At 42.4% G+C, this 24,070-nt stretch carries 31 protein-coding genes and 1 pseudogene; 15 read left to right on the plus strand and 17 right to left on the minus strand.

The window, feature by feature from the left end:
• Window positions 1-103: 103 nt before the first annotated feature.
• Complete coding sequence (locus BK582_RS24925) at window positions 104-895, minus strand: hypothetical protein (RefSeq protein ID WP_078598317.1); 792 nt, start codon at window positions 893-895, stop codon at window positions 104-106.
• A gap of 480 nt (window positions 896-1,375) precedes the next feature.
• Between BK582_RS24925 and BK582_RS24930 the strand changes: the two genes are divergently transcribed.
• Together BK582_RS24930 and BK582_RS24935 are read left to right on the plus strand one after the other, a co-directional pair.
• The gene (locus tag BK582_RS24930) at window positions 1,376-3,052 is read left to right on the plus strand and encodes a DNA primase family protein (RefSeq protein ID WP_078598319.1); all 1,677 of its coding nucleotides are present in this window, start codon (window positions 1,376-1,378) and stop codon (window positions 3,050-3,052) included.
• Window positions 3,053-3,091: 39 nt separating this feature from the next.
• The gene (locus tag BK582_RS24935; protein ID WP_078598321.1) at window positions 3,092-3,496 is read left to right on the plus strand and encodes a hypothetical protein; all 405 of its coding nucleotides are present in this window, start codon (window positions 3,092-3,094) and stop codon (window positions 3,494-3,496) included.
• Between the two features lie 554 nt (window positions 3,497-4,050).
• Here BK582_RS24935 and tatC read toward each other — a convergent pair.
• The 6 genes from tatC to BK582_RS24970 all read right to left on the minus strand — a co-directional run bounded on the left by tatC (window position 4,051) and on the right by BK582_RS24970 (window position 8,239).
• Window positions 4,051-4,770 carry a twin-arginine translocase subunit TatC gene (gene tatC, locus BK582_RS24940; RefSeq protein WP_078598323.1) on the minus strand — a complete coding sequence of 240 codons (720 nt, stop codon included), beginning with the start codon at window positions 4,768-4,770 and terminating at the stop codon, window positions 4,051-4,053.
• Between the two features lie 61 nt (window positions 4,771-4,831).
• A complete protein-coding gene (locus BK582_RS24945) occupies window positions 4,832-5,017 on the minus strand; it encodes a twin-arginine translocase TatA/TatE family subunit (protein ID WP_078598325.1) in 186 nt (61 codons plus the stop codon).
• Window positions 5,018-5,052: 35 nt separating this feature from the next.
• Window positions 5,053-5,499 carry a hypothetical protein gene (locus tag BK582_RS24950; protein ID WP_078598327.1) on the minus strand — a complete coding sequence of 149 codons (447 nt, stop codon included), beginning with the start codon at window positions 5,497-5,499 and terminating at the stop codon, window positions 5,053-5,055.
• Between the two features lie 1,079 nt (window positions 5,500-6,578).
• Window positions 6,579-6,761, minus strand: a complete 183-nt coding sequence (locus BK582_RS27440; protein ID WP_169911296.1) for a hypothetical protein — start codon at window positions 6,759-6,761, stop codon at window positions 6,579-6,581.
• Window positions 6,762-7,077: 316 nt separating this feature from the next.
• On the minus strand, window positions 7,078-7,626 hold the full coding sequence (locus BK582_RS24965; RefSeq protein ID WP_078598333.1) for a redoxin domain-containing protein: 549 nt from the start codon (window positions 7,624-7,626) through the stop codon (window positions 7,078-7,080).
• Between the two features lies 1 nt (window position 7,627).
• Window positions 7,628-8,239 (minus strand): MauE/DoxX family redox-associated membrane protein, encoded by a 612-nt coding sequence (locus tag BK582_RS24970; protein WP_139368351.1) that lies wholly within the window; start codon window positions 8,237-8,239, stop codon window positions 7,628-7,630.
• 62 nt (window positions 8,240-8,301) lie between these two features.
• On the opposite strand from BK582_RS24970, the pseudogene BK582_RS24975 reads away from it, so the two are divergent.
• A pseudogene (locus tag BK582_RS24975) lies at window positions 8,302-8,427 on the plus strand (site-specific integrase); the annotation flags it as partial.
• A gap of 130 nt (window positions 8,428-8,557) precedes the next feature.
• On the opposite strand, the gene BK582_RS24980 reads toward BK582_RS24975, so the two are convergent.
• The 5 genes from BK582_RS24980 to BK582_RS25000 form a co-directional block, all read right to left on the minus strand.
• The gene (locus BK582_RS24980) at window positions 8,558-8,770 is read right to left on the minus strand and encodes a hypothetical protein (protein WP_078598338.1); all 213 of its coding nucleotides are present in this window, start codon (window positions 8,768-8,770) and stop codon (window positions 8,558-8,560) included.
• Between the two features lie 70 nt (window positions 8,771-8,840).
• Complete coding sequence (locus BK582_RS24985; protein ID WP_078598340.1) at window positions 8,841-11,342, minus strand: DNA topoisomerase; 2,502 nt, start codon at window positions 11,340-11,342, stop codon at window positions 8,841-8,843.
• 29 nt (window positions 11,343-11,371) lie between these two features.
• Window positions 11,372-12,460 carry a hypothetical protein gene (locus BK582_RS24990; protein ID WP_078598343.1) on the minus strand — a complete coding sequence of 363 codons (1,089 nt, stop codon included), beginning with the start codon at window positions 12,458-12,460 and terminating at the stop codon, window positions 11,372-11,374.
• A 33-nt stretch (window positions 12,461-12,493) separates the two neighbouring features.
• Complete coding sequence (locus tag BK582_RS24995; protein ID WP_078598345.1) at window positions 12,494-12,901, minus strand: hypothetical protein; 408 nt, start codon at window positions 12,899-12,901, stop codon at window positions 12,494-12,496.
• Window positions 12,902-12,964: 63 nt separating this feature from the next.
• Window positions 12,965-13,180, minus strand: a complete 216-nt coding sequence (locus BK582_RS25000) for a hypothetical protein (RefSeq protein WP_139368352.1) — start codon at window positions 13,178-13,180, stop codon at window positions 12,965-12,967.
• Between the two features lie 305 nt (window positions 13,181-13,485).
• Here BK582_RS25000 and BK582_RS25005 point away from each other — a divergent pair, with 305 nt between their 5' ends.
• The 8 genes from BK582_RS25005 (at window position 13,486) to BK582_RS28180 (ending at window position 17,680) form a co-directional block, all read left to right on the plus strand.
• Window positions 13,486-13,668, plus strand: coding sequence for a hypothetical protein (locus BK582_RS25005; RefSeq protein WP_078598351.1), 183 nt, complete (start codon window positions 13,486-13,488; stop codon window positions 13,666-13,668).
• Between the two features lie 66 nt (window positions 13,669-13,734).
• Entirely contained in the window at window positions 13,735-13,989 is a 255-nt protein-coding gene (locus BK582_RS25010) for a hypothetical protein (RefSeq protein WP_078598354.1), read from the plus strand.
• A 6-nt stretch (window positions 13,990-13,995) separates the two neighbouring features.
• On the plus strand, window positions 13,996-14,364 hold the full coding sequence (locus BK582_RS25015; RefSeq protein ID WP_078598357.1) for a hypothetical protein: 369 nt from the start codon (window positions 13,996-13,998) through the stop codon (window positions 14,362-14,364).
• A 12-nt stretch (window positions 14,365-14,376) separates the two neighbouring features.
• The gene (locus BK582_RS27445; protein WP_169911300.1) at window positions 14,377-14,547 is read left to right on the plus strand and encodes a hypothetical protein; all 171 of its coding nucleotides are present in this window, start codon (window positions 14,377-14,379) and stop codon (window positions 14,545-14,547) included.
• Window positions 14,548-14,673: 126 nt separating this feature from the next.
• Window positions 14,674-14,928 (plus strand): hypothetical protein, encoded by a 255-nt coding sequence (locus tag BK582_RS25020; RefSeq protein ID WP_078598360.1) that lies wholly within the window; start codon window positions 14,674-14,676, stop codon window positions 14,926-14,928.
• Between the two features lie 212 nt (window positions 14,929-15,140).
• Window positions 15,141-15,512, plus strand: a complete 372-nt coding sequence (locus BK582_RS25025; protein WP_078598363.1) for a hypothetical protein — start codon at window positions 15,141-15,143, stop codon at window positions 15,510-15,512.
• 583 nt (window positions 15,513-16,095) lie between these two features.
• Complete coding sequence (gene ltrA / locus BK582_RS25030; RefSeq protein ID WP_078597867.1) at window positions 16,096-17,334, plus strand: group II intron reverse transcriptase/maturase; 1,239 nt, start codon at window positions 16,096-16,098, stop codon at window positions 17,332-17,334.
• A gap of 223 nt (window positions 17,335-17,557) precedes the next feature.
• Complete coding sequence (locus BK582_RS28180) at window positions 17,558-17,680, plus strand: hypothetical protein (protein ID WP_276328234.1); 123 nt, start codon at window positions 17,558-17,560, stop codon at window positions 17,678-17,680.
• A 52-nt stretch (window positions 17,681-17,732) separates the two neighbouring features.
• On the opposite strand, the gene BK582_RS25035 is transcribed toward BK582_RS28180, so the two are convergent.
• The gene (locus BK582_RS25035; RefSeq protein WP_078598365.1) at window positions 17,733-18,584 is read right to left on the minus strand and encodes a hypothetical protein; all 852 of its coding nucleotides are present in this window, start codon (window positions 18,582-18,584) and stop codon (window positions 17,733-17,735) included.
• Window positions 18,585-19,180: 596 nt separating this feature from the next.
• On the opposite strand from BK582_RS25035, the gene BK582_RS25040 reads away from it, so the two are divergent.
• The 4 genes from BK582_RS25040 (at window position 19,181) to BK582_RS25055 (ending at window position 21,103) form a co-directional block, all read left to right on the plus strand.
• A complete protein-coding gene (locus tag BK582_RS25040) occupies window positions 19,181-19,591 on the plus strand; it encodes a hypothetical protein (protein WP_078598366.1) in 411 nt (136 codons plus the stop codon).
• 211 nt (window positions 19,592-19,802) lie between these two features.
• On the plus strand, window positions 19,803-20,225 hold the full coding sequence (locus BK582_RS25045) for a hypothetical protein (RefSeq protein WP_078598367.1): 423 nt from the start codon (window positions 19,803-19,805) through the stop codon (window positions 20,223-20,225).
• An 87-nt stretch (window positions 20,226-20,312) separates the two neighbouring features.
• Window positions 20,313-20,858, plus strand: coding sequence for a hypothetical protein (locus tag BK582_RS25050; RefSeq protein WP_078598369.1), 546 nt, complete (start codon window positions 20,313-20,315; stop codon window positions 20,856-20,858).
• 14 nt (window positions 20,859-20,872) lie between these two features.
• Entirely contained in the window at window positions 20,873-21,103 is a 231-nt protein-coding gene (locus tag BK582_RS25055) for a hypothetical protein (RefSeq protein WP_078598371.1), read from the plus strand.
• Between the two features lie 85 nt (window positions 21,104-21,188).
• On the opposite strand, the gene BK582_RS25060 is transcribed toward BK582_RS25055, so the two are convergent.
• The 4 genes from BK582_RS25060 to BK582_RS25075 form a co-directional block, all read right to left on the minus strand.
• On the minus strand, window positions 21,189-21,422 hold the full coding sequence (locus BK582_RS25060; RefSeq protein WP_078598373.1) for a hypothetical protein: 234 nt from the start codon (window positions 21,420-21,422) through the stop codon (window positions 21,189-21,191).
• A gap of 38 nt (window positions 21,423-21,460) precedes the next feature.
• Window positions 21,461-21,949 carry a hypothetical protein gene (locus BK582_RS25065; RefSeq protein WP_078598375.1) on the minus strand — a complete coding sequence of 163 codons (489 nt, stop codon included), beginning with the start codon at window positions 21,947-21,949 and terminating at the stop codon, window positions 21,461-21,463.
• Between the two features lie 137 nt (window positions 21,950-22,086).
• On the minus strand, window positions 22,087-23,139 hold the full coding sequence (locus BK582_RS28375) for a hypothetical protein (RefSeq protein ID WP_420841255.1): 1,053 nt from the start codon (window positions 23,137-23,139) through the stop codon (window positions 22,087-22,089).
• 32 nt (window positions 23,140-23,171) lie between these two features.
• Complete coding sequence (locus tag BK582_RS25075; RefSeq protein WP_244895510.1) at window positions 23,172-23,993, minus strand: hypothetical protein; 822 nt, start codon at window positions 23,991-23,993, stop codon at window positions 23,172-23,174.
• Window positions 23,994-24,070 lie beyond the last annotated feature (77 nt).

The raw sequence follows: 24,070 nt of genomic DNA on the forward strand, positions 1-24,070 counted from the left end.
CCCCCCCCCCCTTCATCATTATTTTAAAATTAAAATACCTTACAATACAAGGTATAATCTTAAAAAACTATCTACGAATATGTCATTCGTAGATAGACCTATCTTATTTTCGGTATTGTCTATATCTAAGAGCAAAATCAAAAGTTCCCCAGCTAAGGTTAGGAATCGTTATTTGGTAATAAAAATCCCCAATGCCTAATACTGATGCATCGGCATCTAATCCAGTAGAAGTAGCAGTGTACCTTGGCCTTGTTGATGTGATGAGTCGGTCACCTAGTGCTACCATTCTATATAATGAAAAAGTAGCTCTTTGGCTGGTATTTGTAGCATTTATGGACATTGATGATTGCAAGCTCATATTATTGCTATCAATCATTATTCTATTAGTTCTATATGTTTGGCCGTTCATTGATCCAGACCTATTCAGGTAATGCCATCGAGTTATAGCAGGGTAAAAATCATCAGATTGAGAAAATGATAAATCCTCGCTTATCTCAATATCAACTTCAGGTTGCTCTATAAAAATATGAGTATCTTTTACATGAACAGGCATGGTGTATTTTTCACCTGTTTCGTGAGTCACTTCCACTGTAAAAATGATTTGATCATCTTTTGAATCTACCCCTATCGCTTCGAGTCCACTAATCGGATCTTGGTTGAGTATACGAGTGTATTCATTCTTAATCTCGTTATCTGGAAATCTCTGATCGACAGTGATGTTGACAAGTGTCTCTATATCTTTATTTATAAGAGAGTCGAAATACGTGTCCAATAACTCTGTCGCATTGGTCAATTCCTCGTTATCATTGTCAAAATCACTTTCAGCTGCTGCAGGGTTAACCACCATAATAGATACAAATAACAAAATCAATAAAACAATTATTCTCTTAATCATTTGAATTCCTCCCTTAGTTCTCGTTTAGGATCGCACCCCTTATACTCCCCCAAACCTCCTCCCAATATAAGATTTAAAATTAAAGTCTGGAAGGTTAAATCTTCCACATCAAGACAAATAAATTATATTATATGGATTTTTTTACCACAAGTTACAATTTTCTGTATATTATAACACCCTGCGATTTAATGTACTATATTCTTCCATTTCCTCAATCCACCAAAGGTTTCTATCATAAATCTACTATTGACAAATATTTATATTAAACATATAATTAGTGGTTATCCTCCATAATACCTCGCAATAGTCCCACACCCCGAGGCGACCAGTCGATGGCTATGAAAATATAAGACGGTTCCAGGCTCTCACCCATCCACCAATAAACAACAAGAAAAGAGATCAAGAGAAGGAGAGAATCGATGAAAAAGAGTAAAAGACTTGAAAATTCAAGAGAAGTCACAGCAAAAGGGGTGGGGAAACATGGCATCATCAAAGCAACTGGATAAACCTAAAATGGCAAGCTGGCTGGAAAGCTTTTTAGATAATACTCCGAAACCGGCACATCCGACGAAAGAGACGCTTACACAGATCGGAGAGAATGCCCTTCATGCGAAGTTAATGGACGTCGAGGAGTACAACATGGAAGTGAGCCCACGTCTTAGAAAGCGACTACCTGAACGTTTAGAGTTCAGCGAGATAGCCGCGATCTTACTTCACGTCCTGTCGTTTCGGTCGATTGCTACGTCCAAACAGGCAGACAGTGGAACGCTCGGTGTGTATGTGCCAGGAGATAATATCATGTGGCAGAAAGGATCAAAATTTAAAAACCCCGAAGGTATTTATTCCACGAATGAGAAACTGCTGCAGTATATGATGAGACAGCTCACCGCGGATATTCGGCAAAAAGAAATTGAAGAAGCGATCGGCATTATCAATACGTATGCTCCCGAAGTGAGTGCCACCACCGACCCGCATCTCTTTCCTGTGAACAATGGCATCTACAACCAGAAAACCGGCGTGTTAGAGCCGTTCTCTGAGGATTACGTATTCCTCACTAAAATCAATGTGAACTACGTACCAAACGCACAAAACCCCATGATCCAGGAGCCTGATGGTACACATTGGGATGTAGAGTCCTGGCTAAACGACCTTTCTGTCACTCCGGAAGTCAACGAGCTCTTATGGCAGGTCATCGCGGCCAGCCTGCAGCCGAACCGGGGGATGAACAAGTCCATCTGGTTTTATTCCGAATCCGGGAACAACGGAAAAGGTACGGTGGGTCAGCTAATTAAGAACTTGCTCGGCAAGGGAAACTATTCATCTTTATCTGTGATTGATTTTAACCACGAATTCAAAAAGCAGGATCTGCTTGGTGTAGCCGCAAATATCGCCGATGAGAACGACGTGGATAAATATATTGATTCTGTGAAGGACTACAAGGCGAGCATCACAGGGGATGACGTGATTATCAACCGGAAGCATAAAGACCCGGTACGGGTGCAGTTTCGCGGGCTCAACATCCAAATGATGAACGGACTGCCGAAGACGAAAGATAAAACCGGATCGTTCTATCGTCGTTTAATTATCGTGCCGTTTATCAAATCATTTACGAATAACGGGGAGAAAAACTATATCAAGAGCGATTATATCGCCAGAAAAGAGGTGCTGGAGTACGTCTTATATAAGGCCCTGTCGCTTGAGTTTGACGAGTTCAGCGTTCCGCAGGCGTCGGCATACCTGCTCGATCAGTACCGAGAGAAGAACAATCCTGTGCTGGATTTCTGGAATGAGCTGCGTGAAGAATTTAAGTGGGATCTGATCCCGAAGCAATTTCTATATGACTTATACCAGAAATGGTTCGAGCGGAGTAATCCGAGCGGGAAGCTGATTGGCCAGCGCACCTTCTTTGACCAGCTCTCACCGATTATAGACGCGGACGGGGAATGGGAAAACCGCATTGGCGCTGACAAGACCAACATTCGTACCGGGACCAGTATGGATAATGATGAGCCGCTCATCACGGAATACGGTCTCGATAAGCCGTACCGAAACGGCGCCCCGTCTCCGTGGGTCAATTCGAGTTATAACGGAACGAATCCTCAAACGATTCGTGACTTTACACGAAAGACGAAATACCGGGGCATTCTGAGGAACTGAAATGCCCGGGAATCACTTGCCTATATAGGAGGGATCGGCATGAATGTTGTTTTATTTATTATCGTGACGATGATTGCCGCCCTGCTTTTAGGTCATCAGACGTTCAAACGCCATCTGGAGAGAAAATCAAGGACGTACGCCAATGAGACCTTTCCGGACCGCTATTTCGATACGAAATACCACTTCTTCCGGCAGACCCTCCCACTCAAGGGACACCGGGTGATCCACTGGCATCAGGGGAAAAAGACGGTAATTAATCTATACCAGGTCGACCGCGTCAGTGTCCGCCTCTTTCGGCTCGCCATCCACACGAAGAACCAAAAGACCGTACACCTCCCGCTTCGGTTTGAACGCCTGGTGGAAATCTACGCAATTTTCAAATATCACCGGCCGGACGACTCCCGCACCACCCTTTCGACCCGGTATGCCTATCAGAAGCAGTGATGTCTCTATTAAAATAAAGGGATTGTCTTTTTAGACAATCCCTTTTTTACGTTGAGCCTTATATGTCATCCTTCTCTTTTCCCCTTACGGTACTCATCTAAGACAAAAACTACCGCCTCTTTAAAATCCATTGATGGGTCACGGTCCCCAAGAATAGCCTGACAGGCATAATCGAACCTGACAGATGGATTCTTGGACCTTATGTATGCTAAAAATCGATAACTCTTATCGTGGCTCACCATCATCAACTGATGTTTTTTCTAATTCACCGAAGTCAATATTAACAATTTGCCAAGATTGAATCCCAACATTATCATCTGGACTAACTCTTATGACCTCCCCCCCCCCCTTCATTTACCAGGGTTTTCTTCCAATTTACATAGAAAAACTGTTCGGGAGTTTCATCCATAACTAAAATATTATACATATGAAACGTCAGGTCTTGGATGACGATCACCTTGTGATCCGAAGTGATAATTGGTCCTCAATATAAATCATTTAAATAGGCACAATTATGTGATTGGTAAACTCAATTACAGCATTACTGTCCCAATTTATTTCTTTAATGACTTCTGTACTAAAGCTGATAAAATTATACTTAATTCATATAATCCAATTAAAGGTATAGTAATAAGTAGGTCAGTCAAAATATCTGGTGGACTAATGATAACTGAAATTATAACCATAATAAAATAGGATACTTTCCTAGCTTTCTTTAATATGGTATGGTTTATGATTCCTAATCGGGTTAAAAACATAATTAAAACTGGAAACTGGAACAATACAGTTATGGGGATAACCAAGTAGAATACAAAGCTAAAGTATTGAATAATCCCAATGGCCTCCGTAGTACCTATTCTCTCTCCTAAAATTTGAGAAAAGTTGAAAACCAAGGGTAGAATTATGTAATAAGAAAAAATAAAACCCAAATATAGAAGTATAACTGAAGTTGGAACATATATAAATGTAGCTAATTTTTCATTGCTATGTAAACTGGAGCTAACAAATGACCATATTTGGAAAAACATAAAAGGGATTGCTAAGAAAATAGCTATGCCGATAGTAAAAAGAACATATATTCTTATCGTGTCCCAAGGGGAAAATACATTCCAAGATAGTTCTAATGCATGAGGTACATTCTTTAGATAATTTATTACACCATCTGCTAAGAAAAAACTAACAAAAGTCGCAAGTACAATAAAAATTAAACTTGAAATTATTTTTCCTCTCAGTATTTCAAAATGTTCAATGAACGTTAAGTTATTTTCAGACATATAGAATCTACTCCTATTTTGTTGAGATATACCTTAATTTAGGTATATCTCAACAAGTGATCTATTCTTCTTTTCTATCCTCTTGCTCATCTTTTTGGCCATCTGATATGATATCTCTTGTCCCATCCTTAAATTCTTTTAATGTTCTACCAAACGCTCTTCCGAGTTCTGGCAGCTTATTCGGTCCAAATAAAAGTAGAGCTATTATTACTATTAAAACTAAACTAGCAGGACCAATATTACCCATTATTATTTCCCCTCCTTTCTTGAAAGTAGTATTTACTATTCTTTGTTCAATTCATATGTCTTAATGATTTGATCAGATTCATCTTTTAACACTAAATAAATTGGTCTATTATTGGGGAAATCAATTAAACTAGAAGAGTGTGTAATCCAAAAGGATATTTTACCGTTTTCAGCTGGTATTAGAATGGATCTTTTGAGATCACCAATCGACATAATAGTATTAGTGTCATCAATACCAACAATAAATCCTTCTTCACTTTGAATCTCTGCACGATATTCTCCTTTGGAAAGTCGAGTTATCTCAGCAAGGAAGTATGATATTTCTCCATTATCTAAAAAGTTTACAAAACCTGTTTCGTCTTCACTTGTGACTAGTTGAAATTTATTATCCTCAGTATCCACGTTTGATGTATTGCTAAAACACCCTATAGACAACAAAATAAAAAGTAGTAAAATGATAAAGATTAATAACTTATTTTTCATTTAATATCCCCCCTCAAATAAGTTTAATTCCGTCACGAATACTTACTTATTCTCTGAATTGTTTGAACACCAAATAGTAGGCTACCCCTAATGAGGTGGTTGAAAAGTTGATCGATAGGGAGAAACAACATGAACTAACCGGTCATTACTTGAAGAAACTCGCTTATTACCTCACTTCAAAGAACTATGACTTGGTTTTCGTTTGTCGTCAATCTATTTAAAAAAATAGAAAGAACTCGATATTAAATCTACTAAGCACTAACATTATACTAGTAATATAAACGACAAATAACATTCTTCTTCTCAATAAACTAAGAGAATTGGTGTTTTTGCACTGATTTTGTGCACTATTTAGGATGAAGTGTCTATAGGAAGTAAACACGGGAGGAACTGATCTAATTAGTCCATAAATTGCCCCCGCGATAATACTATATAATAAATCACCAATTAAAATGGATGTTATAACATAGAAATGAAATATAGATCCAGCTTGATATGTAATAAATCCTAATCCTAAAATCGATCCCCAAAGTAGAGAAGATTTGTTTCCAGCTTGATTGACCCATTCTGCGGGTATCGCAAATTTTCCAGTCGGCAGAATTTTGGTTTTATTTGTATACTCTAATAATAGAAATACAATGGTCGTTGTAAAAAGGATAGTCATTCTTGTTTCATAGGTTGCAAACAAAGATATCACTAACCCTAATGCGCCTATGCATAAACCAATAAACGTAGAGCTAATAACCATCGATAATATATATTCAACAAAATATTTCACTCTTTTCTTTTGGTTGCCATCCAGGCTCCCTAAAACGTTTAGCCCTCAAATACTGTCTGAACTAGCTAGGGCTGCTGTTAATGATATTAAACCTAATAAAACAATATCCATCTACTCCACCTCCTGGAAAAAGTATTGAGGCTGGACAATAACTAAAATGGACCACGATAAAGAATAATGGTTAAATGTTAAAGGATTTTTTAAAGGAGAAAATCCGAACTAATTCGAATTCTAGCAGTAGAAATATGAATCTTCGTTCGGATTTACCCTTTGTTTAAAATACTTTTTGTCCCATCCTCTTTTAATATTTATTAATAGTGAGTTGTACTCCTGCAAGCACAAAGTACATATCTTCCAGATACTTTTGCCCCTCTATCACATCTACTAAAATGAGGGGGATCTGCAGGGCCAGCGATATCAAGTTTACAATCTCTGCATATATGACCACTTGATCCACCTTCTGAATACCAAAACCCTCCAGCATATGGACACAACCCAGTACCACATGGCGCGTTGGATCTTGTACAGGTTGAATATGAAGTAGGACAAGTTCCATTCGATAAGCGACATCCACTACACATCTGACCATGAGGAGGAGCACAAGGTGTTCCATGAGCCAGTGCCATTTGTAATCCATCTCTAGGATTTATTATAAGTATTGCTACTAGACCAGCAGTAGCGACTGCCAATTTGTTTATGAAATTTCTTCTGCTAATTTTTCTTTGCATCGATGCTACAAACGTTTGTGTTTTAGAGTCTTTGCTGTTTCTCTCCTCCATTTCATCACCCTCTACTAAAAATTATGCAACCTTATTAGAAACTGCTTTTAAGTATTTTTCTAGATGTCCATATGTGTTTACAAGCCCTTTCTCTCTCACTACCCCCTCCCCATCAATAGCATAAGCAAAAGGTGTTGCAATAATATCTAACTCTTGCCCGTCTTCTTGTGTTACCTGAACCACTTCGAAATTTACGTTATGCTTTTGGGCATATGTTCTCACGTCTTCAATATCTTCAGATATCACCCCCAGTACCATTTTCACATTAGTTTTATTCGATAGATTTATTAAATCTGGAAGTATTTTTGAACACTCTTCACATTTTGTGGAAGCAAACATAACTAAGGTTGAAGTACCATAGTTATTTTCAATTGACCATTTTAAATTCCTTATCGATTTTAATGGAATCTTAGGTAACTCTCTTCCAATTGGTATTCCACTTTGATTAACCCCTCTGGATGTCCCCATAACCATAATTCCAAGTTGTCTATACAGAATTAGATTCATAATAAGAAGAGGGAAAACTAATACCCAAAGTGATATATAACTGATCCAAAAAAAATTACTCATCTTAATCTCCTTTCAAGACAAATTTCTTGTATCGGCCAGCTCTAACTTTATATGCTTTATAGGCATACAATGCATCTGGATACCCAATAACAATGTATGTGACCAATAAAGTGATAATTAGTTGTGTTAATAGTCCTTCCATAATAGATAATTCTATTAAGATACTAATCTCAAAATTTACAGTTAAAATAGCTAATAAGCCAAAAAAGACATTAAAAAAGGCAAGTTTCCAGCTTAATTTAGAATTATTTTGAGACCCGAAACACCCGCAATCAACTTTTCCTTTTTTCACCAAAAAATAACTAACGCCGATAGCTTGACCAAAATATAGAAGACCAATAAGATATAATGCTACCAAGCTAGAGGTGTTTAAATAAAAACAAGTAACAATTAAAAGCTGAGATAATGTTAGTATTAGGTGCATTTTTGGTCCTCCTGGGAACCGGTCATCCATATTGAATATAAATGTCCATACATATGCAACTATTGAGGCTATAAAAGGTATTGTTAATAAAACCCCTATCATCATTTCCCTCCCAATGGTAATGTATCTTTGAACACTGCGGTCCCCCTTCCTATTATATATATTTCTAATTCTACCAAAATATAACATGAATTATATGAATATTCAAGCAATTATAACAAAAAAATGTATTTCCGCTTAAGGATACTCGCTTGCTGCAGGCTGGGGCAACAATAAAAGACGTTCAAGAGCGTTTAAGACATAATGACATCCAAACCACAATTAATATCTACACACATGTAACAAATAAATCCAAAGAACGTACAAAATTTCCTTAACTTTATGATGGAAAATACTCAATAAGTTTAAAGTTGGTCAAAAGTGGGTCATTTTCTCTAAAACAACGTAAAAACTCTTCTCCTTGGTCGAGAAGACCAAAGAGGGCTGAACGTTGATATAACAAGGATATTAACGCTTCGAGAACTGAGGTGCACGACGAGCAGCTTTAAGACCGTATTTCTTACATAGAGATAAAAAGGGTTGACGACAGACCAAATCAGCGTATTGCGCCATTCCCAGCCGCTTTCTTGCAAGTATAATCCTCCACTCGCCCCTACGATCACTGCTAAAAAAAATGATTCCTCTGACAAACACCTGCTTGGAATCTCTTTTGAATTCCATTAACGCCCCCCCCTTTTTTCCCGACAATACCATTTCACGCCCGGTATAACCGGGCGCGTTGGGCAATAAATCAGTTGAAATGCGCTTCCAGCCCCCAGAACTTATTCCCTTTGAATTCTTTTAATTCCAGGGACAGATTGCAGGTAAAGTCTTTCCCTTTCTTACTTTTCGCTGTGACCATGATTTTCCCGCCGGCCCGTACATCCTCAATTTCTTTTTTGGTCAGGCTATAACCAGAGAATTCCGGCTTAAACGGTGCGTTTTTACGGGTGTATTTACTTGGATCTTCCCGTTCCTCGAAATGCGGTTCGATCCCCCAGCTCTTGTTGCCTTTGTACTCCCGCAGCTCAAAGGTGACATCAACCTCGAACGGTTTACCTGTTCTGGCGCTCACTGCTTTGATCCTCACTTTTTCTCCGGCACGCATCTTTTTCTCGTCTTCTTTTGTGAACGTATATCCAGACCACTCGATCGGGAACGGTGCGGTATCGCGTGTGTAACTGTCTGCTTTTTTACGCTGGAAACCCCAGAAAGACTTCCCTTTATATTCCCCTTGCTGGAGGGAACCCTCGACGAGCTGCACTTTACCGGTCTTCTGGTTGGTTGCTTGAATCTGAATGGCATCACCGTTTAATAGTTTCTCGATTTCTTCCGGAGTGAACGTATGGCCGCCCCACTCTTTATTAAAACGAACCTTCTCGCCAGTCGGCTTGTGAACACCTTCTGTTTTCGGTTTCGGCTGCAGCCTTTGCATCGACGCATCCGGAGAGCCTACTTTTTTCATCAAGGTTTCCGCATTGCGGTAAAAGACCTCTTTATCGTGTTTAATCAGCGTTGTGGCGGTGTGTAAGACGTCATGAGGTTTGACTTTGAACTCCCCCGCATCTTTCATCGCCTTAAACAGCTTCTCTGTCACACCAGGATCACCGATCTGTGACCCTTCGAGAAGTGCTGCAGCAATCTCTCCGATTTTCGTTAGAGTTAGCTTCCCTCTCGCATCGACCAAGAGTGCCGTCTTCCCGGTTGTCACTTCACTAAGAGTGCTTACTCTGGTCGCACCAGTTCCCACTTCATATTTGCTGAGCTGTTTCTCCAACCACTTATGAGACGGATGAGGGGGCTTTTTATTTACCCCTTCAGCCACGATGGGAGAGCCGTTCTGACCCAGCCCGGTACTCGTAGTATCGTCACCCTCTTCATCAGCGGTCTCTTTATCCGCATCGAATATCGCTTTGAATCCCTGGTCGATTGGCACACTTACCGTCGTTGTAAACGCCGGATGTTTCTCGATGTGACCTTTAATGCTGTCATACACATAATTTTCTCCGAACATGGCCAAAAAGTTTTTCGCAAGCGTCTCGTAAATGGCTTTCCCGCTCGGACCGTATTTCGAGAGCTCGTCCAATGATTTCGGCACGGTAGTACCTGGACGATTCGCCCCGTGAGCTCCACCGTCTTTAACGTGCGTTTTTCTCGGTTTACGGTGCGTGAGAAGTGCTGTATCCGCCCCGACAACCCCTGCGATTTTATCTACGAGCGGTAGCATCTCTTTGAATTGCTCGGTTGAGATGACTTTATCCTCGGTTCTCGGATAGCTGACGATCTTTGCTTCATACATTTTCTGGTATGTTGCAAGCACCTCTTTGGATTTGTACCCCCTGGTTCCCAAGATTGAAGCCAGCCCACCGAGATCTAACAGTTTTCCCGGAGCGGTTTCTTTGCGGGTTTTCGAGTCCTGAATGACCTTAGAAGGTCCGTAACTTTGCATGTCTTTCTCCGCATCCTGCTTGTTGTCATAACGCCAGCTGTCTTTATCCTCATCGAATTTCCGAGTGAATACGTTCCCGTTTTCGTCTTTGTATTTTACTTCGAAGTACGGTTTTTTCTTATAGGCTTTCACAAGCGCTAACTGATCGGCAACGAGTTTGGTCATCACGGATTTCAAGCGCCCCTGGCGGACGACGGCATTATACCCTTTGGAACGGGCAGCATGAGTCGCAAGACGCGTCAGCTGCATGCTGATGAAATCCCACTGACTTCTAACGTTAGCTTTTACATACTCTCCGTCCTTGTTGTAGGACGGCAGGTCAACGATGTTCTTAAAACCGTTCTGGAGCTCTTTTTCGGATTCATCGATGAAGTACATTCGTTTTACCGGCCCCTTCCAGCCGATCGCCTGAATGACCTCCCAGCCGATGAGCTGACCTTCCCCGGATGGGTCTTTATCCGTCGCAATCACGATGGCGCTCGCATGTTGCGCCGCCTTCTTCACGTCCTGAATCGCTCCGGCTTTACTCGTTATTTTGCCAGTTTTCATGTTTTTGGATTTCTGCGCCTGCTTTTTCCAGTTAAGCTGGGAAACATCCCACGGCATCGATCCAGGTTCCCATGATTTAAAATCGTCTTTTTCTCTATCACCGACCATCTCATGAGGTTCCACGAACTCCAGCATGTGGCCAAAGAGGGCCTGCACCTGATAGGCTTGTCCGTCATATGTACCGGACATCCCGCCCAGGGCTTTTGCAAAATTTTTCGCGGCACTCGGTTTCTCTGCTAATAATAAATATGTCATAGGCGTTCAACCTCTCCCTTTATCTGTTTTTATCTGGTGTCTCTCTGCTGCATCTTTCTCAGGCGTTCCTGCCTTGCGAACATCTTTTGACGTTCTTTCTCTGTCTGTATATGTGTAGATATAGTTTGGTCTGTCTTAATAAGCGTGTCACGGTTTTCTTCAAGGACACGTACGAATTCCCCAACATCCCTCGGCAGTCCGCCGTTTAAGAGCCCCATACGGTCAAGGAGAACCACGGTCTGCATGATCGTGCTTCGTTCGGCGTACGCCCGGAACAGTTTCTCCTGCTCGTCCAGTTTGTCGAGAACCCGACCGATCCCCATGTTGACCATCCCGAGCCGTTCAGCGGTCTGGTAATCCTGTTCGGACCCAGGCGAGCTGGACGGTTCATTTGATTCGTACTCCTCAGAAGTGTGAGCAACAAACAAAAGCGCGTAAATGTCCAGCTCATCGTTTTTCGCGCCTAGGTGCGTCTCAGGGTTGAAACCTTCATCGAAGACTGGATGCTGTAAAACGAGCCACTGCTTTGCATACTGGACGTGCGTACCGGCTGCATCTCGGAACGAATCGAATAATAAATACCGGAGAAGAGATGACTTCGTTGTAAATACCCGGTTCCTTTCAGTGATTTCGTATTCTCCCCATGGGAACGAAACCACAGCTCCAGTATGATTTTCTTTCAGGCGCTTTTGAGTAGCAGCAATCAACGGATCGGGGATACCAGAAACCTGTAACCTCTTAATGTTCGGGTTTAACCGGACCGGCCGATCACCCCCGACATGCTCGAAGATCCCTGACAGCGTTTTGAACCTCTTCCAGTCAATCGGGGGAGCCGCCCCTCTTTTCTCTGTGGATGGTACGGCCGACGGAGAAGAAGATGATGCGTCCTCTCCGCCATGGGAATGGGTTAGTGCTTCTGGTTCTAATTCAGAACCATGCCCGGAATTCACCTGCCCGTCCCCACCTCCATGTTTAGGCGGTAAGCCTTCGGGTCGTACTTCCGGTGCAGGTTTCACCTGTTTAGGTTGCACTTCTGGCTTTTCGGATTTTTCTTTGTTTTGTCCGCGAATCCCGGCCAGCTCTGCCTCGATGTCTAAACCAATATCGAATTCCGACATGTTTTCTCACCTCACTTTTGATTCAAGTCTTATTTACGACAATTCACCGTCTTCGTCTTCGACCAGGTAGTTATCACCCCGGATAATGCCTAACATCGCATCAAATCCGTTCACCACGGATTTTCCTAAATGGTGTTGATTAGTGCTAAGATTCTCGATCGCATCGATCAATTGATTTAATCGCTGAATCTCCGCAGTCGGCAGATCATAATCCTGATTTTGCCACTTCACGTAGTGATACATGGCATTGATGAGAAATTCCGTCTGATCCATCCCGAACTTATCCGACCAATACGCGAGATATCTATAATCCTCCGGATACATCCGCATGTTATGGCGCTCCGTCTTCTTCACCCGGGGAGCCGCCTGCCTTTTCGGCGTGGATGGCTTTGGAGCCGGGAGCGGGACCGCTTCTTTTAACGCACCAGTATGTTCAGCCATACGCACTCACCTCTTTCTTTTGTAATTTGTTTTATTTGAGAGCCCTCATAAGAAAATAGGACATTATACTAAATCTCTAATTCTATTCAACTTCTCTTGCAGTTCCTCGTTCTCTTTAAGCTGCTCGGCAATCTCTTTTAATTCTTTGTGTAATTCTTCTTGTCTTCGCAACAATCTCATTCTTCTCTCAGGTAGCTCTACTACTAAATAAGGGATAGTGATTTTCTTTATTCTCCATAATTTATATCTCTTCCAAATCGCATTTGCCCGCATCATCATCCAATCACCTCTATTGAGTAGATCATTATTATGTATCACCTCTCTCACATTAATTGGTAATATATGTAAATACAATTTTACAGTTAAAACGCTGTACGTACAAGGGTTTTGTTTAAATTTAGTTCATTTTCGTGTAACAAAACAACAAAAGGCCAGGTCTTAAACCAATCCCGGACAAGCCGGGCGATAGACAGACTGAAACAAAGTTAAAAAACCGTTCAAACCATGCGGTGACAAGCACCGCCGGGAAAACGGGTGAAGACGAAAATACAAAAAAAACTATAAAAATATAGGAGTGGATAAATATGAAACAGAACACAACAGTAGTAGAGGTACGCAGCGCAATCAATGACAACGTGGTGATGAGCTTTGAACATACAAGCGAGGAATCCACAAACATCATCACAGCTGGATTTTCTAAAATCTGCAACGCACTAAAAATCAACCGTGTGCAGGCGGAAAGTCGTTACTACGTGACAAAAGGCTAACCCGATAGCGATGTATGTCTCATACATCGCTATTTTTTTATGTACTCACAAAAAGGAGTGATTCCCATGAATCAGGAGCAAAACACCAAATTAGACAAACTCATCGCACAAACTGAGCGCCGAATTGCCGTAGCGAAAGTGCGTGTAGATACCACGAAAGGTCACCTTGCAAGGATTAAGAACAAAGGCGGAATGGTTACCGAGCACGGCGGATGGGAGAAGGGTTATTGGGAAAGCCGATTGTCAGTGCTTGAGGATACGCTTGATGACCTGAATGAACTAAAGATGCTTGGTGTACAAAAAATTAAAACAGGAGCGTGATTGATAATGACTACTGCAAATCAAACAGAAAAGAAAATTAGCGACACAATGACTACCGGACGGAAAGTCGGTCTCTTAATGGACCATCTGCAGGCAGGCGGAGAAGTAGAAATTGACGGGTACACCTGGGTGTGGCTCGACAACCACATCACAGGCTCATCCACCGATGGAAACGGAGAAACCCAATACTGGGGTATAAATGGCCTGGCCATCAAGGGTGTGAGCATCAAAAACGGAGTGGAAAAACCGACCTATATGGGGCAAGGTACCATGCCGTTCCAGTCATTTGTGGAGCTTACAAATAAGGTCAAAGAAGAAGACTGGCTCGGTATGTGTGCCGGTAACGCCCTGAGATCCATGAATAAGAAACGATAAGGGGGAACTACGATGAAGAAACAAGCTGTTATTTTTGTTACGTATGATACAGAAGAAGAATTGAACACATTGCTCGCCAGTAATTCCACGCATGCAGAGGTGTCTGGCATATACGAGGAAGTCACCGAGACACAAACGGTGCAAATCAAAGATATTTTAGATAATACAAGAAGTGAGGAATAGAAAAAGCGGTACGAGCGGAGCTTATGAGCTCCGCTTTTTTTGTTGTGATGATTTAAGACCGGGGCGGTGAGATGTCACCGCCAGCTAACTGTATAAGAAGGCGAATACCAAAAAGGAGTGGTAGTTGTGGCAGGAAGAAAAGGAATGACGGTTGGAGAATTCAACGTCCTAATGAAGCGGTGTGATACGGAATATGGGGTGAACTATATACGACCGACTATTCATGCTAGATCCCGCCTCATTACAGCGATCGATCTCTTTATGTGTAACGGCGAGACAGCCTCGTTTTCGATTACCAACAATCCGGATAACAAATTCGAACTCACGAAAGCGGTGAACAGTTATCTGGATGACCAAGTGAGAAAAAACGAACCCATCTAAACCATGGCGGTGAGTACCACCGCCCGACAAATTACATGAAGGGAAAGGATAGCAACCTTGCACCTTGACAATTAAATAACGAATGACGTATCGCCCGAGAAAACGAGCGAACGAAAAAAGCATCAAACGATTGCGGTGAGTACCACCGCCGGTAAAAAAGTTGAAGAATACAAAATTAAAACTAATAAACCACTTAAAGGGAGAGATTTATCATGGCAAAGAAAGCATTTAACGAATTAACGGAAAAAGGGCAAAAGCAACGTCTGGCAAAATATCAGAAAGAGCGTGAAGCTCGCGGAACACAAGAAACGCTTGCTCGTCTGGTGAAACCAGCAACTATCAAAACAATTACTGGTGATAACAAGCTGGCAGTCTTCCGCTTCGCCGCTTACGATAAAGAAACCGAAGAAACGAACTTCTTCACTGCGAGCGCGTTCATCGCAAAAGGGAAAGACAAGCTCGAATCCTTCTACGCTAACCTAGCGAAAGGTCAGTTGGTTGCTGTTGAGTACAAAGAAAACAACGGCTACACAAACATCTATAATCTGATGGACAGAAGTTATGCAGATCCCCGCAAAAAATAAGAGCTATAAAAAGTGATGTGTCTAAATGACGCATCACTTTTTTTTGTGTGCCCGGCATGTGCATACGCTTTAGGGTTCAAGTCCCGAACAGTGAAGGTCGTTGTAACTGCTAGCTAAAGGCAAGGGTGTCCGGGGCGACTCGGAATCTGAAGGAAGCCGGAGGCAAATCTCCGACCCGAGGAACACGAATCTCATACAAGGCTGTCTGGTCTGGATGAGGCTGCAAAACAAGTCAAAGTCCTAACGACCGAAGGATCCGGCAGTAAATGAGGCGGGTATATGGAGAGGAAGTTTATGCACTTACCCGGGGAGGTCTGACAGGAACGCCGTACAAATGCGGTAACTGATTCCAGGAGGAATCACTGAACTGTCAGAAGTCAGCCGAAGCCATAGTACCACAGATTTCTAGATTTTGTGGGAAGGGCTGAATCATGAAAAGAGTGCTCATCCACCTGCGTACGTATCATTCGATGACACAGAACATACCAGCTTGCCTAGGAAGCAGAGGTGAATCCCTCCAGGGCTTAGGAAGCGTGGAGAATGATACCACACAATGGAAAGGAAGAGCCACGTGGAGGTTAATGTGATGTTGGAAGAGATATTACACCGAGACAATTTGAATAAAGCATATCTCAAGGTAGTCCAAAATAAAGGGAGCCAGGGCGTTGACGGCATTACCACTGCGGAACTGAAATCCCAGATCTCCGAAGAATGGTCTGCCATCCGCCAGGGGCTCTTGTCGAGAACCTACCAACCGTCACCGATCCGCCGAGTCGAAATCCCGAAACCGGACGGGGGTAAACGGAAGTTAGGGATCCCGACTGTCATGGACCGTCTGATCCAGCAATCCATTAATCTCTACCTTCAACGAATCTATGATCCGACATTTTCTAAGAACAGTTACGGTTTCCGCCCGAAACGACGAGCCCATGATGCCGTGTTGAAAGCAAAACAGTATATCAACGAAGGGTACACATGGGTGGTCGATATTGATCTGGAGAAATTCTTCGACAAAGTGAACCACGACCGGTTGATGCGAACGTTAAGTTACCGTATTAGCGACAGAAGGGTGTTGAGTATCATCCGGAAATACCTTCAGGCAGGAATCATGGAAAACGGATTAGTTAGGCAAAACGACATGGGGACTCCCCAAGGGAGTCCATTAAGCCCGCTTCTCTCAAATATTGTCCTGGATGAATTGGACAAAGAACTGGAGAAACGGAGTATTCGCTTTGTCCGCTATGCGGACGACTGCCAGATTTACACGGGGTCAAAGAAAGCCGCAGAGCGTATCCGAAAGAACATGATCACCTTCATTGAAGATAAACTGAAGCTAAAGGTAAATCGGGAAAAGAGCGCGGTAGACCGTCCGTGGAAACGAAAGTTCCTGGGTTTCAGTTTCACAGCTTCTTCTAAAGGAAAAGCGAAAATAAGAATACACAGGGAATCAATCCAACGGGCAAAAGGTCGAATCCGTGAGATTACTTCCCGAAAGAAAAGTATTCCTATGGAATACAGAATTGGCAAGCTGAACCGGTTTATCGTCGGCTGGAGAAATTATTTCCGACTGGCGGAAACACCCTCGGTATTAAAGGAATTAATGAAGTGGATAAGAAGAAGACTTCGAATGGTACGATGGAAAGAATGGAAGAAACCGAAAACAAAAGTCAGAAACCTAATCGCCTTGGGAGTATCGAAGCAGAAGGCTTATGAATGGGGAAACACAAGAAAAGGCTACTGGCGAGTCGCCTGTAGCCCAATTCTCCACCATACGCTTAATGACGCCTATTGGCGCAGGATGGGTTTGAAGTCGTTGATATAACGTTTGATTTTCATGAAACCGCCGTATACGGATCCGTACGTACGGTGGTGTGAGAGGTCGGGGGTTAGTCACCCCCTCCTACTCGATTGAAACAAAAGAGTAGTAAGGGCATCAATTATGTTTTGGTTTATCCTGCTAACATTCATGGGATATCAGACAATAGACTTCGCTGTGTACTGGTATTCACGGTGTTAGTTAAAAAACAAAAGAAGGAAGTGAAAAAATGAGTCAGACGATAAAAGAAATAAAAGAACTCTGCAATCTCCAAGAAAGTAAACAGATTAGTGAGCAGTGGGCATTATACCAAATCGAAAAATTGATTAAGGAGCAAGCACAAGATACATAATAGCGATGCGTCTAAGGACGCATCGCTATTTTTATTTCGCTGTTAAAGTTTATTAGTATATGTGTGGCGCAGGTGAATGGTATCCGCCAAACTGATTTCCGACAAGTGATACCTTGCAGCCTGCAGTTTCAAACGTGACTCCTGAAAACCTCCACCTAAACTCACCAACCTTCCACATCTCTGCACTTCGCCCACTATTGAATTGGCGCGTATCATGATCCTGGAAAGTCCGTGACCACGTAGTATTGTTACCGGTTCTTGCATAATGGTTTGTTAAATTAGCTCTGACCCATTGACCATTATATGTGAAAGTACCTCCGACCATTACAGACCATTTTTCTACTCCATATGTGTTTCTCGCTATAATTCTTGTAGAATCATAATTGGTTGTACGCGTAGTCATAATTGATGCATCGCCAGTACCTTCAAGGCTAGTACCTTTTGGGAGTTGATTTTCCTGAGACGCAGACTCAACAACATAATACGTAGGGGAGTCTGTTAAAAATATTGTAGTTTCATCGTCTACTATAATTTCTTCGAAACTACCAGAGTCTACACCCGCATCGAGTTCGGAATTAAGGTTATATACTCCCTCTTCATTTTTATTCAACCCTGATATATTCCCGTTCTCCTTGTAGTACCAGAGGACATAAGGTAAATATTCTTCTTCATCAACGACGTCTAATTCAGAAAAGTCGACCTTATCGCCATTCTCTCTGGCCTGTTCAGCAAAATTCCTAATACGCTCCTCCATCTCACTTTTAACCTCTAAGTACTCTTCTTCTGTAATTTGGTTCACCTCATCACTCTCTAGCAACTTCTCCAATGACATGTCGTCTGAAGCCAAGGTAAAACTAGGAATTGCTAAAAGAAACAACGCGACCAAAAATAAAAGCTTTTTCACACTAAGTCCTCCCTTGATAAGATTTAGCAAATTGGAAATTATTTGCTAAACTAAGCATATATTGGGAGAGGTTCCTTGTATAGGTATAATTTTCAAAAAATTAGAAATTCCTACGTCCTTTTATAAACCTATAGGTCCATAGGAGGACAAAAAAGATTACTGATAGAATTGTGAAGATTATTAACCAGTTTAGAAACAAGTCAAGATAACTTCTCTCCGCAGGAATTGTGATAACCGCGTACGTTAACAAATAAATCATTATTGCATTCATGGTTTAACCCCTCCTTATATTGAAATCCTCTAAAGGTATTCGTTCAACCTCGGTCTTATTTACCTACCTAATCACTCTTCCATTTTTTTACTTCATGATGAATCTCTTTAATTCTATCAAGCAAGGTGCTGCAACTACAACCTGATGGTTAGAAAATGCTCGAATTCCCGCAAAAAGTAATAGCTAATGAAAAAAAGCGATGTGTCTAAGGACGCATCGCTTTTTTTTGTAAAACGGAAAACCCGGAATGACAAACGATGCGGCGTAAACGCCGCCGGGGAACAGCATGAAAATAAATCACACTAATTCATAGGAGATGATGATAATGACTCAATCTGTAATCGAACGAACTTCTTTCAGTAAACCTGTCAATGGACCTCTTTTCCCTCGCATGCAATTTCCAAAAGAAACCTTTGGTACAGCGACGGACTGTGGGGAAAGATACACGCACTTTAACGTTATCTCTCAATCTCATGAAGAGATCACGCTCCAGGTTGAGCACTGTCACTTTCATTCTCTTATCCTGAAAGATTTCCGCCTTACCTTCTCTCTTGATATGGATTACATGCAGACAGTCACGCTTACTTCTGGGAATCACAAGATTGATGTGGACACGCTGCCTGAACTTCTATACGTCTTGTTAGAGAAATTTATAAAAACAGTCAACTATCACTATAGCGACGCATTTACGCATCGTCAGGGGCTCTTATCCGAGCTTAAAATAAAGACAAAGTAAGTTGTTCGAAAAATCCTTTCAAACCATGGCGGTGTGAGCCACCGCCGACCAGATATATGAAGACGAAAATATAAGTCAAAGTCTCGCAGTGTCACCACTGCCGGTAAATCAAACGAAGATGAAAGCCTTCAAAACTCTTAAACCATCGCGGTGATACCACCGCCGGGAAAAAAGTTGAACTAAACTAATCTAATAATAGGGAGCGATTAACATGGCAAAGAAAGCATTCAACGAATTAACGGAAAAAGGACAAAAGCAACGTCTTAATAAATATCAAAAAGAGCGTGAAGCTCGCGGAACACAAGAAACGCTTGCTCGTCTGGTGAAACCAGCGAACATCAAAACAATTAGTGGAGACAACAAGCTGGCAGTTTTCCGCTTTGCAGCTTATGACAAAGAATCTGATGAGACTCGCTTCTTTACAGCAAGTGCGTTTATCAAGAAAGGGAAAGATAAACTCGAAGAATTCTACGCGAACCTTTCTAAAGGACAATTGGTTGCTGTGGAGTACAAAGAGAACAACGGTTATACAAACATCTATAACCTGATGGACCGCTCTTATGCAGACAACCGCAACAACTCTGGCGCTGAAGCATCCGCTCAGGAAGAAGCCGAAGCGGAACTGGAAGTTTAAGACACTAAAGGAGCGACTGACACAATCAGTCGCTCCTTTTTTTATTTTGAATAACGCACCTATCAATTTATGAGGAGGAGGATCATTGTGATATTTCAAAACACAGTGGGAGTACCATATAGAGTTAGCGCAGCTTTTTGGAAATGTATCGATGACAGCCACACCATTGAAAAAATGTATGATGAACATGAAAACGTGCTGGTTACCTTAAAGGATAGTTTCAGCACGGTCCGGTTTATTTACTACAAGGGGCGGGAGAATGAAAGTATACGAATCCTAAACGAAGACGATCGGTATGTCGGTCAACTCTGGCGAAACGATAATGATGAAACTGGCTCTGTGGCAGAAGGTGATAAAGGAAAAAGGAAGGTTGTTCAAATCCTAAAAATGTTTGAAAAATCACTGGCGACCGGACGAATAGAATTGGAGGTAGAGAAGAACGATATGCCACCAAGCCTATATGTCCCACTGTCTCCAAGAGAGCAACTAATAGTAGATTTATTGAAAAAGGGTCTCCCTTATTCTCATATCAAAGAAAAGTTAGAACTGACACCTTTGAAAAAGAAAAAGATAAGAAAATCACTTATCCGAAAAGGGGTTATTAAACAGTCTCTGGAAGAGCTGTACTCATAAAGGAGGAACTTACGATGGGTTTTAAAGAGTGGTCTAAAAGGCAGCAGGACGCGAAACAATTCAGTGAGATATTAATTGACACCTTCCAGGGATGTACGAAAGAAGAAGTATCTGATGTGGATTTTGTGATGAATACATTGCGAGACAAATATGGGGAGCAACAAATAAAATGGATGTATTCTATCGAACAATCTAGCCGTCAACAAGGGTGGGATAAGTTCAATAGAGAATGTTTGAACATCTAAGGTTCGTATGAGGAAAGCTAGTTATTCGAAAACAAATCAAAAAGACCGACTCTTAAACGAGTCGGTCTTTTTTTCGTGATACCTATTAATAATGATTCGTACCACCCCGGATTTTCCCCTGAACGGTGAACATGACCGCCTGGTATCCTGTCAGATGGTCCGCATCGCCGAGATCGGCGTCCATGATGATTTCATAATGAGATTTCGCCCGCTCGTCCACTTCGACCATCGGTACTGTGAAAAAGCAGGCGATGATAACAGCGACTGTCATTACACCGCCGATCATCATCATACTTCGAAACGTATTAGCTTCCAGCATTGTCTCTCACCTATCCTTTCTACCCCCTTTGGAACACCTTAATGGCTGGCTGTCCCTCTCACACGACTGGCGCTCGTCCCCACAACCGAAGGCTTAAAGAATGAGCTTTCACCCCAATTCCCGATCTCACGGGTAATAACATAATGGATAGGTGTTCCGTAACGGGCCTGGTTTTCCCCTCTGTCGTAATAGACGTTCTGACCATCTTCCTGCATCTGATACTCCCGGACGAAAAAGCCGCTTGATTTCACGTTGTCATCGTTGCGATCCTCTTCAAACAAGCAAGGAGCGTTATCTTCCGGACTTGCTGCAAGACAACCGCCATAGGCCAGCTTCGCTCTGTCATTAAGTACCACTAAGGCTTCTTCTGTCAATCCGCCATGGCGTTCAATCTGATGATTCACATCCTGCTGAAAACTATTTACTTCGTTGAGCTGGAACATGAAGATAACCGCCATAGTGATAAAGAAAAAGCTGACGATTCCGATAAACCACTTCGCGTATTCCATGATAGCTCCATCGAGCATACGCATACACTCCTTTCTGGTAAAATATGGAATATATCTCTATTATACCGTGTTTTTCCCTCCGGTCACCTATTTTTACGTAATCCGGAGGGTGTTAGACTGTTTGATTGTTGCACGGGTCATTGATTCACAAGAGACTATTGCGAATCTTCGTCTCCGGTAATAGCATCTTCCTCCTGTGATTCATCCGCTTCGTCACCTATAGACGGTATAGACTCCTCGGGGCTGTTCGTTAGGTCCTGAGCACCCTCTGCTTGTTCTGTAGGGTCTGCTATCACACCGTTAAAGTCCAAATCTTTGAAGTTATCAAGCATGAGACCAATACCGAGTCCCGCAACGAGGATAAAACTCGACATAACTACTTTGGTCGGGAACATCACAAACCGGCGCAATTTCATATCAATAATTTCGTCAATGGCGCTCATCATATCCTCACTCGCCATGTGGCCGAGTTCATCAATGACGGATACATCAAACGTCGACTGTTGAAAATCATAGATTGTGGACATGAACAAATGACTCATATCCGTTCCTGATGAACGTTCAGCGAAGTCCGTGAACGGCTGAAGGCTCTCCGGGTCATCTCCCATTTCTCCCATTAACTGATACAGGCTACGCCTGTCAGACGGGTCTTCCGTCCTCTGTAAAATCTTATTAAAAATCGTATACAGCGCTGCCGTTCCACCTGACGCCTTCAAATAAGGGATCACCAGGCGCGTAAACTTCGAGAAGTTCAGCTGGCGCTGGAATTTCCACGCCTTATAATACGACTCCACCCGCTTTGACTTCATCTTGTAAAAAACAGCTCCCAGGATAGGTCCGGACAGATACAACCAGACGTGCATAAACATCCCGGCAAGACAACCAAGAAGGACGATACCCAGGGTCTGCATCACTCGTTTTCTCTGGAACTTATCGATTTTCTGAGTGGTGTCCCCCATCTCTCGGAGCTGGTGATAGAGCGAATCCTCGGCCATCTTTTCCCATATGGACGGCTTATGTTCCGTCCCAGGGTCCGCTTTCACTTTCTGACCTTTCCTCACCCGCTCTCTGTTCTTCTCCTTGTTGTCTTTACGTGCTTTTTCCTGTTTCCTGACGTGCTTCGCCTGTCTTAACTCTTTACGCGTCGCCTTGCGGGTTACACGCTCGGGGGTGTCCGCCGTTTTCGCAGCACCAGTCGCTCGGCTCATAGAGCAGCACTCCTTTCTGATTGAGATATCATTTATTTCTTCCGGATCTCCATCACAGAATCATCGAACAGGTATCCAACAAACTGTTTGAAGAATATTGTCAGCATGAGGAGGTACAACCCACTTGAGATGTAACCAACCGGATGCCTCGCGAACGCGCTCAAGTATGTTTCAAAACCGAAACTGACAGCAAGAGCAATAATCAAAATACCTGTGATAATAATTAACTGCTTCATGTCTTTTAAGTGGCCATTCTTTGCTCTTTCATAACCATCCTGTTTCTTACGGATATCGTTATGATAAGTCTTAATATCTTTTAACGTATCAATGTTTGTCTTTCCTTCGATCATCGCCGTCTCCAGCTGTTCCAAATACTGCTGAAAGATCACATCGTCATCGTATTTTTCACTGAACCAGATGACAGACTCTCGTATTCGTTCGTTATCGGCTCCAATCAACATCGCATGAAACTTTTTCAAGTCCTCTTTAAACTCCCCAGTCGATCTTGTTGTGACTTTCCGTATGGCCATCAGTACTGTTTGGTTATCATCGGTAAGCACCTGTGTGATATTGTTCAAAAACTTGTTACGCTGATTAAACGCTTCGTATTCATACTGCTTTTTGACTGATTTAGGGAGCAAAGACGCCAATCCGTAAATCGCTCCGATGATGACACAGACAGCCGTCACCCAGCCATTGTATAGGAGCAGAAATGAAAACACCCCGAATAGTCCCGCAGGAAGCCCCACGTAATTCATAAAATCTTTCACCCCGAGCTTTCCACCATAGGCAACTCGGTAGGCCCTTAGCTCATCCACGTTCATTGATTTCTTCTTTTTTGTCGCGATTGCCACGACCCCTCACCCCTTTCCTTGCCGACTATCCGGCAACCTACCTATTTCATCGTTCTCACAAAAGAGGCGGATGTTCT

This window comes from Evansella clarkii, assembly GCF_002019695.1.
Lineage (GTDB): Bacteria > Bacillota > Bacilli > Bacillales > Salisediminibacteriaceae > Evansella > Evansella clarkii.

Coding starts and splice junctions, on each gene's coding strand:
- BK582_RS24925 (WP_078598317.1), bottom strand. CDS start 895: ATGATTAAGAGAATAATTGTTTTATTGATTTTGTTATTTGTATCTATT.
- BK582_RS24930 (WP_078598319.1), top strand. CDS start 1,376: ATGGCATCATCAAAGCAACTGGATAAACCTAAAATGGCAAGCTGGCTG.
- BK582_RS24935 (WP_078598321.1), top strand. CDS start 3,092: ATGAATGTTGTTTTATTTATTATCGTGACGATGATTGCCGCCCTGCTT.
- tatC (WP_078598323.1), bottom strand. CDS start 4,770: ATGTCTGAAAATAACTTAACGTTCATTGAACATTTTGAAATACTGAGA.
- BK582_RS24945 (WP_078598325.1), bottom strand. CDS start 5,017: ATGGGTAATATTGGTCCTGCTAGTTTAGTTTTAATAGTAATAATAGCT.
- BK582_RS24950 (WP_078598327.1), bottom strand. CDS start 5,499: ATGAAAAATAAGTTATTAATCTTTATCATTTTACTACTTTTTATTTTG.
- BK582_RS27440 (WP_169911296.1), bottom strand. CDS start 6,761: ATGCTGGAGGGTTTTGGTATTCAGAAGGTGGATCAAGTGGTCATATAT.
- BK582_RS24965 (WP_078598333.1), bottom strand. CDS start 7,626: ATGAGTAATTTTTTTTGGATCAGTTATATATCACTTTGGGTATTAGTT.
- BK582_RS24970 (WP_139368351.1), bottom strand. CDS start 8,239: ATGTTATATTTTGGTAGAATTAGAAATATATATAATAGGAAGGGGGAC.
- BK582_RS24980 (WP_078598338.1), bottom strand. CDS start 8,770: ATGGAATTCAAAAGAGATTCCAAGCAGGTGTTTGTCAGAGGAATCATT.
- BK582_RS24985 (WP_078598340.1), bottom strand. CDS start 11,342: ATGACATATTTATTATTAGCAGAGAAACCGAGTGCCGCGAAAAATTTT.
- BK582_RS24990 (WP_078598343.1), bottom strand. CDS start 12,460: ATGTCGGAATTCGATATTGGTTTAGACATCGAGGCAGAGCTGGCCGGG.
- BK582_RS24995 (WP_078598345.1), bottom strand. CDS start 12,901: ATGGCTGAACATACTGGTGCGTTAAAAGAAGCGGTCCCGCTCCCGGCT.
- BK582_RS25000 (WP_139368352.1), bottom strand. CDS start 13,180: ATGATGATGCGGGCAAATGCGATTTGGAAGAGATATAAATTATGGAGA.
- BK582_RS25005 (WP_078598351.1), top strand. CDS start 13,486: ATGAAACAGAACACAACAGTAGTAGAGGTACGCAGCGCAATCAATGAC.
- BK582_RS25010 (WP_078598354.1), top strand. CDS start 13,735: ATGAATCAGGAGCAAAACACCAAATTAGACAAACTCATCGCACAAACT.
- BK582_RS25015 (WP_078598357.1), top strand. CDS start 13,996: ATGACTACTGCAAATCAAACAGAAAAGAAAATTAGCGACACAATGACT.
- BK582_RS27445 (WP_169911300.1), top strand. CDS start 14,377: ATGAAGAAACAAGCTGTTATTTTTGTTACGTATGATACAGAAGAAGAA.
- BK582_RS25025 (WP_078598363.1), top strand. CDS start 15,141: ATGGCAAAGAAAGCATTTAACGAATTAACGGAAAAAGGGCAAAAGCAA.
- BK582_RS28180 (WP_276328234.1), top strand. CDS start 17,558: ATGAGTCAGACGATAAAAGAAATAAAAGAACTCTGCAATCTCCAAGAA.
- BK582_RS25040 (WP_078598366.1), top strand. CDS start 19,181: ATGACTCAATCTGTAATCGAACGAACTTCTTTCAGTAAACCTGTCAAT.
- BK582_RS25045 (WP_078598367.1), top strand. CDS start 19,803: ATGGCAAAGAAAGCATTCAACGAATTAACGGAAAAAGGACAAAAGCAA.
- BK582_RS25055 (WP_078598371.1), top strand. CDS start 20,873: ATGGGTTTTAAAGAGTGGTCTAAAAGGCAGCAGGACGCGAAACAATTC.
- BK582_RS25060 (WP_078598373.1), bottom strand. CDS start 21,422: ATGCTGGAAGCTAATACGTTTCGAAGTATGATGATGATCGGCGGTGTA.
- BK582_RS25065 (WP_078598375.1), bottom strand. CDS start 21,949: ATGCTCGATGGAGCTATCATGGAATACGCGAAGTGGTTTATCGGAATC.
- BK582_RS28375 (WP_420841255.1), bottom strand. CDS start 23,139: ATGAGCCGAGCGACTGGTGCTGCGAAAACGGCGGACACCCCCGAGCGT.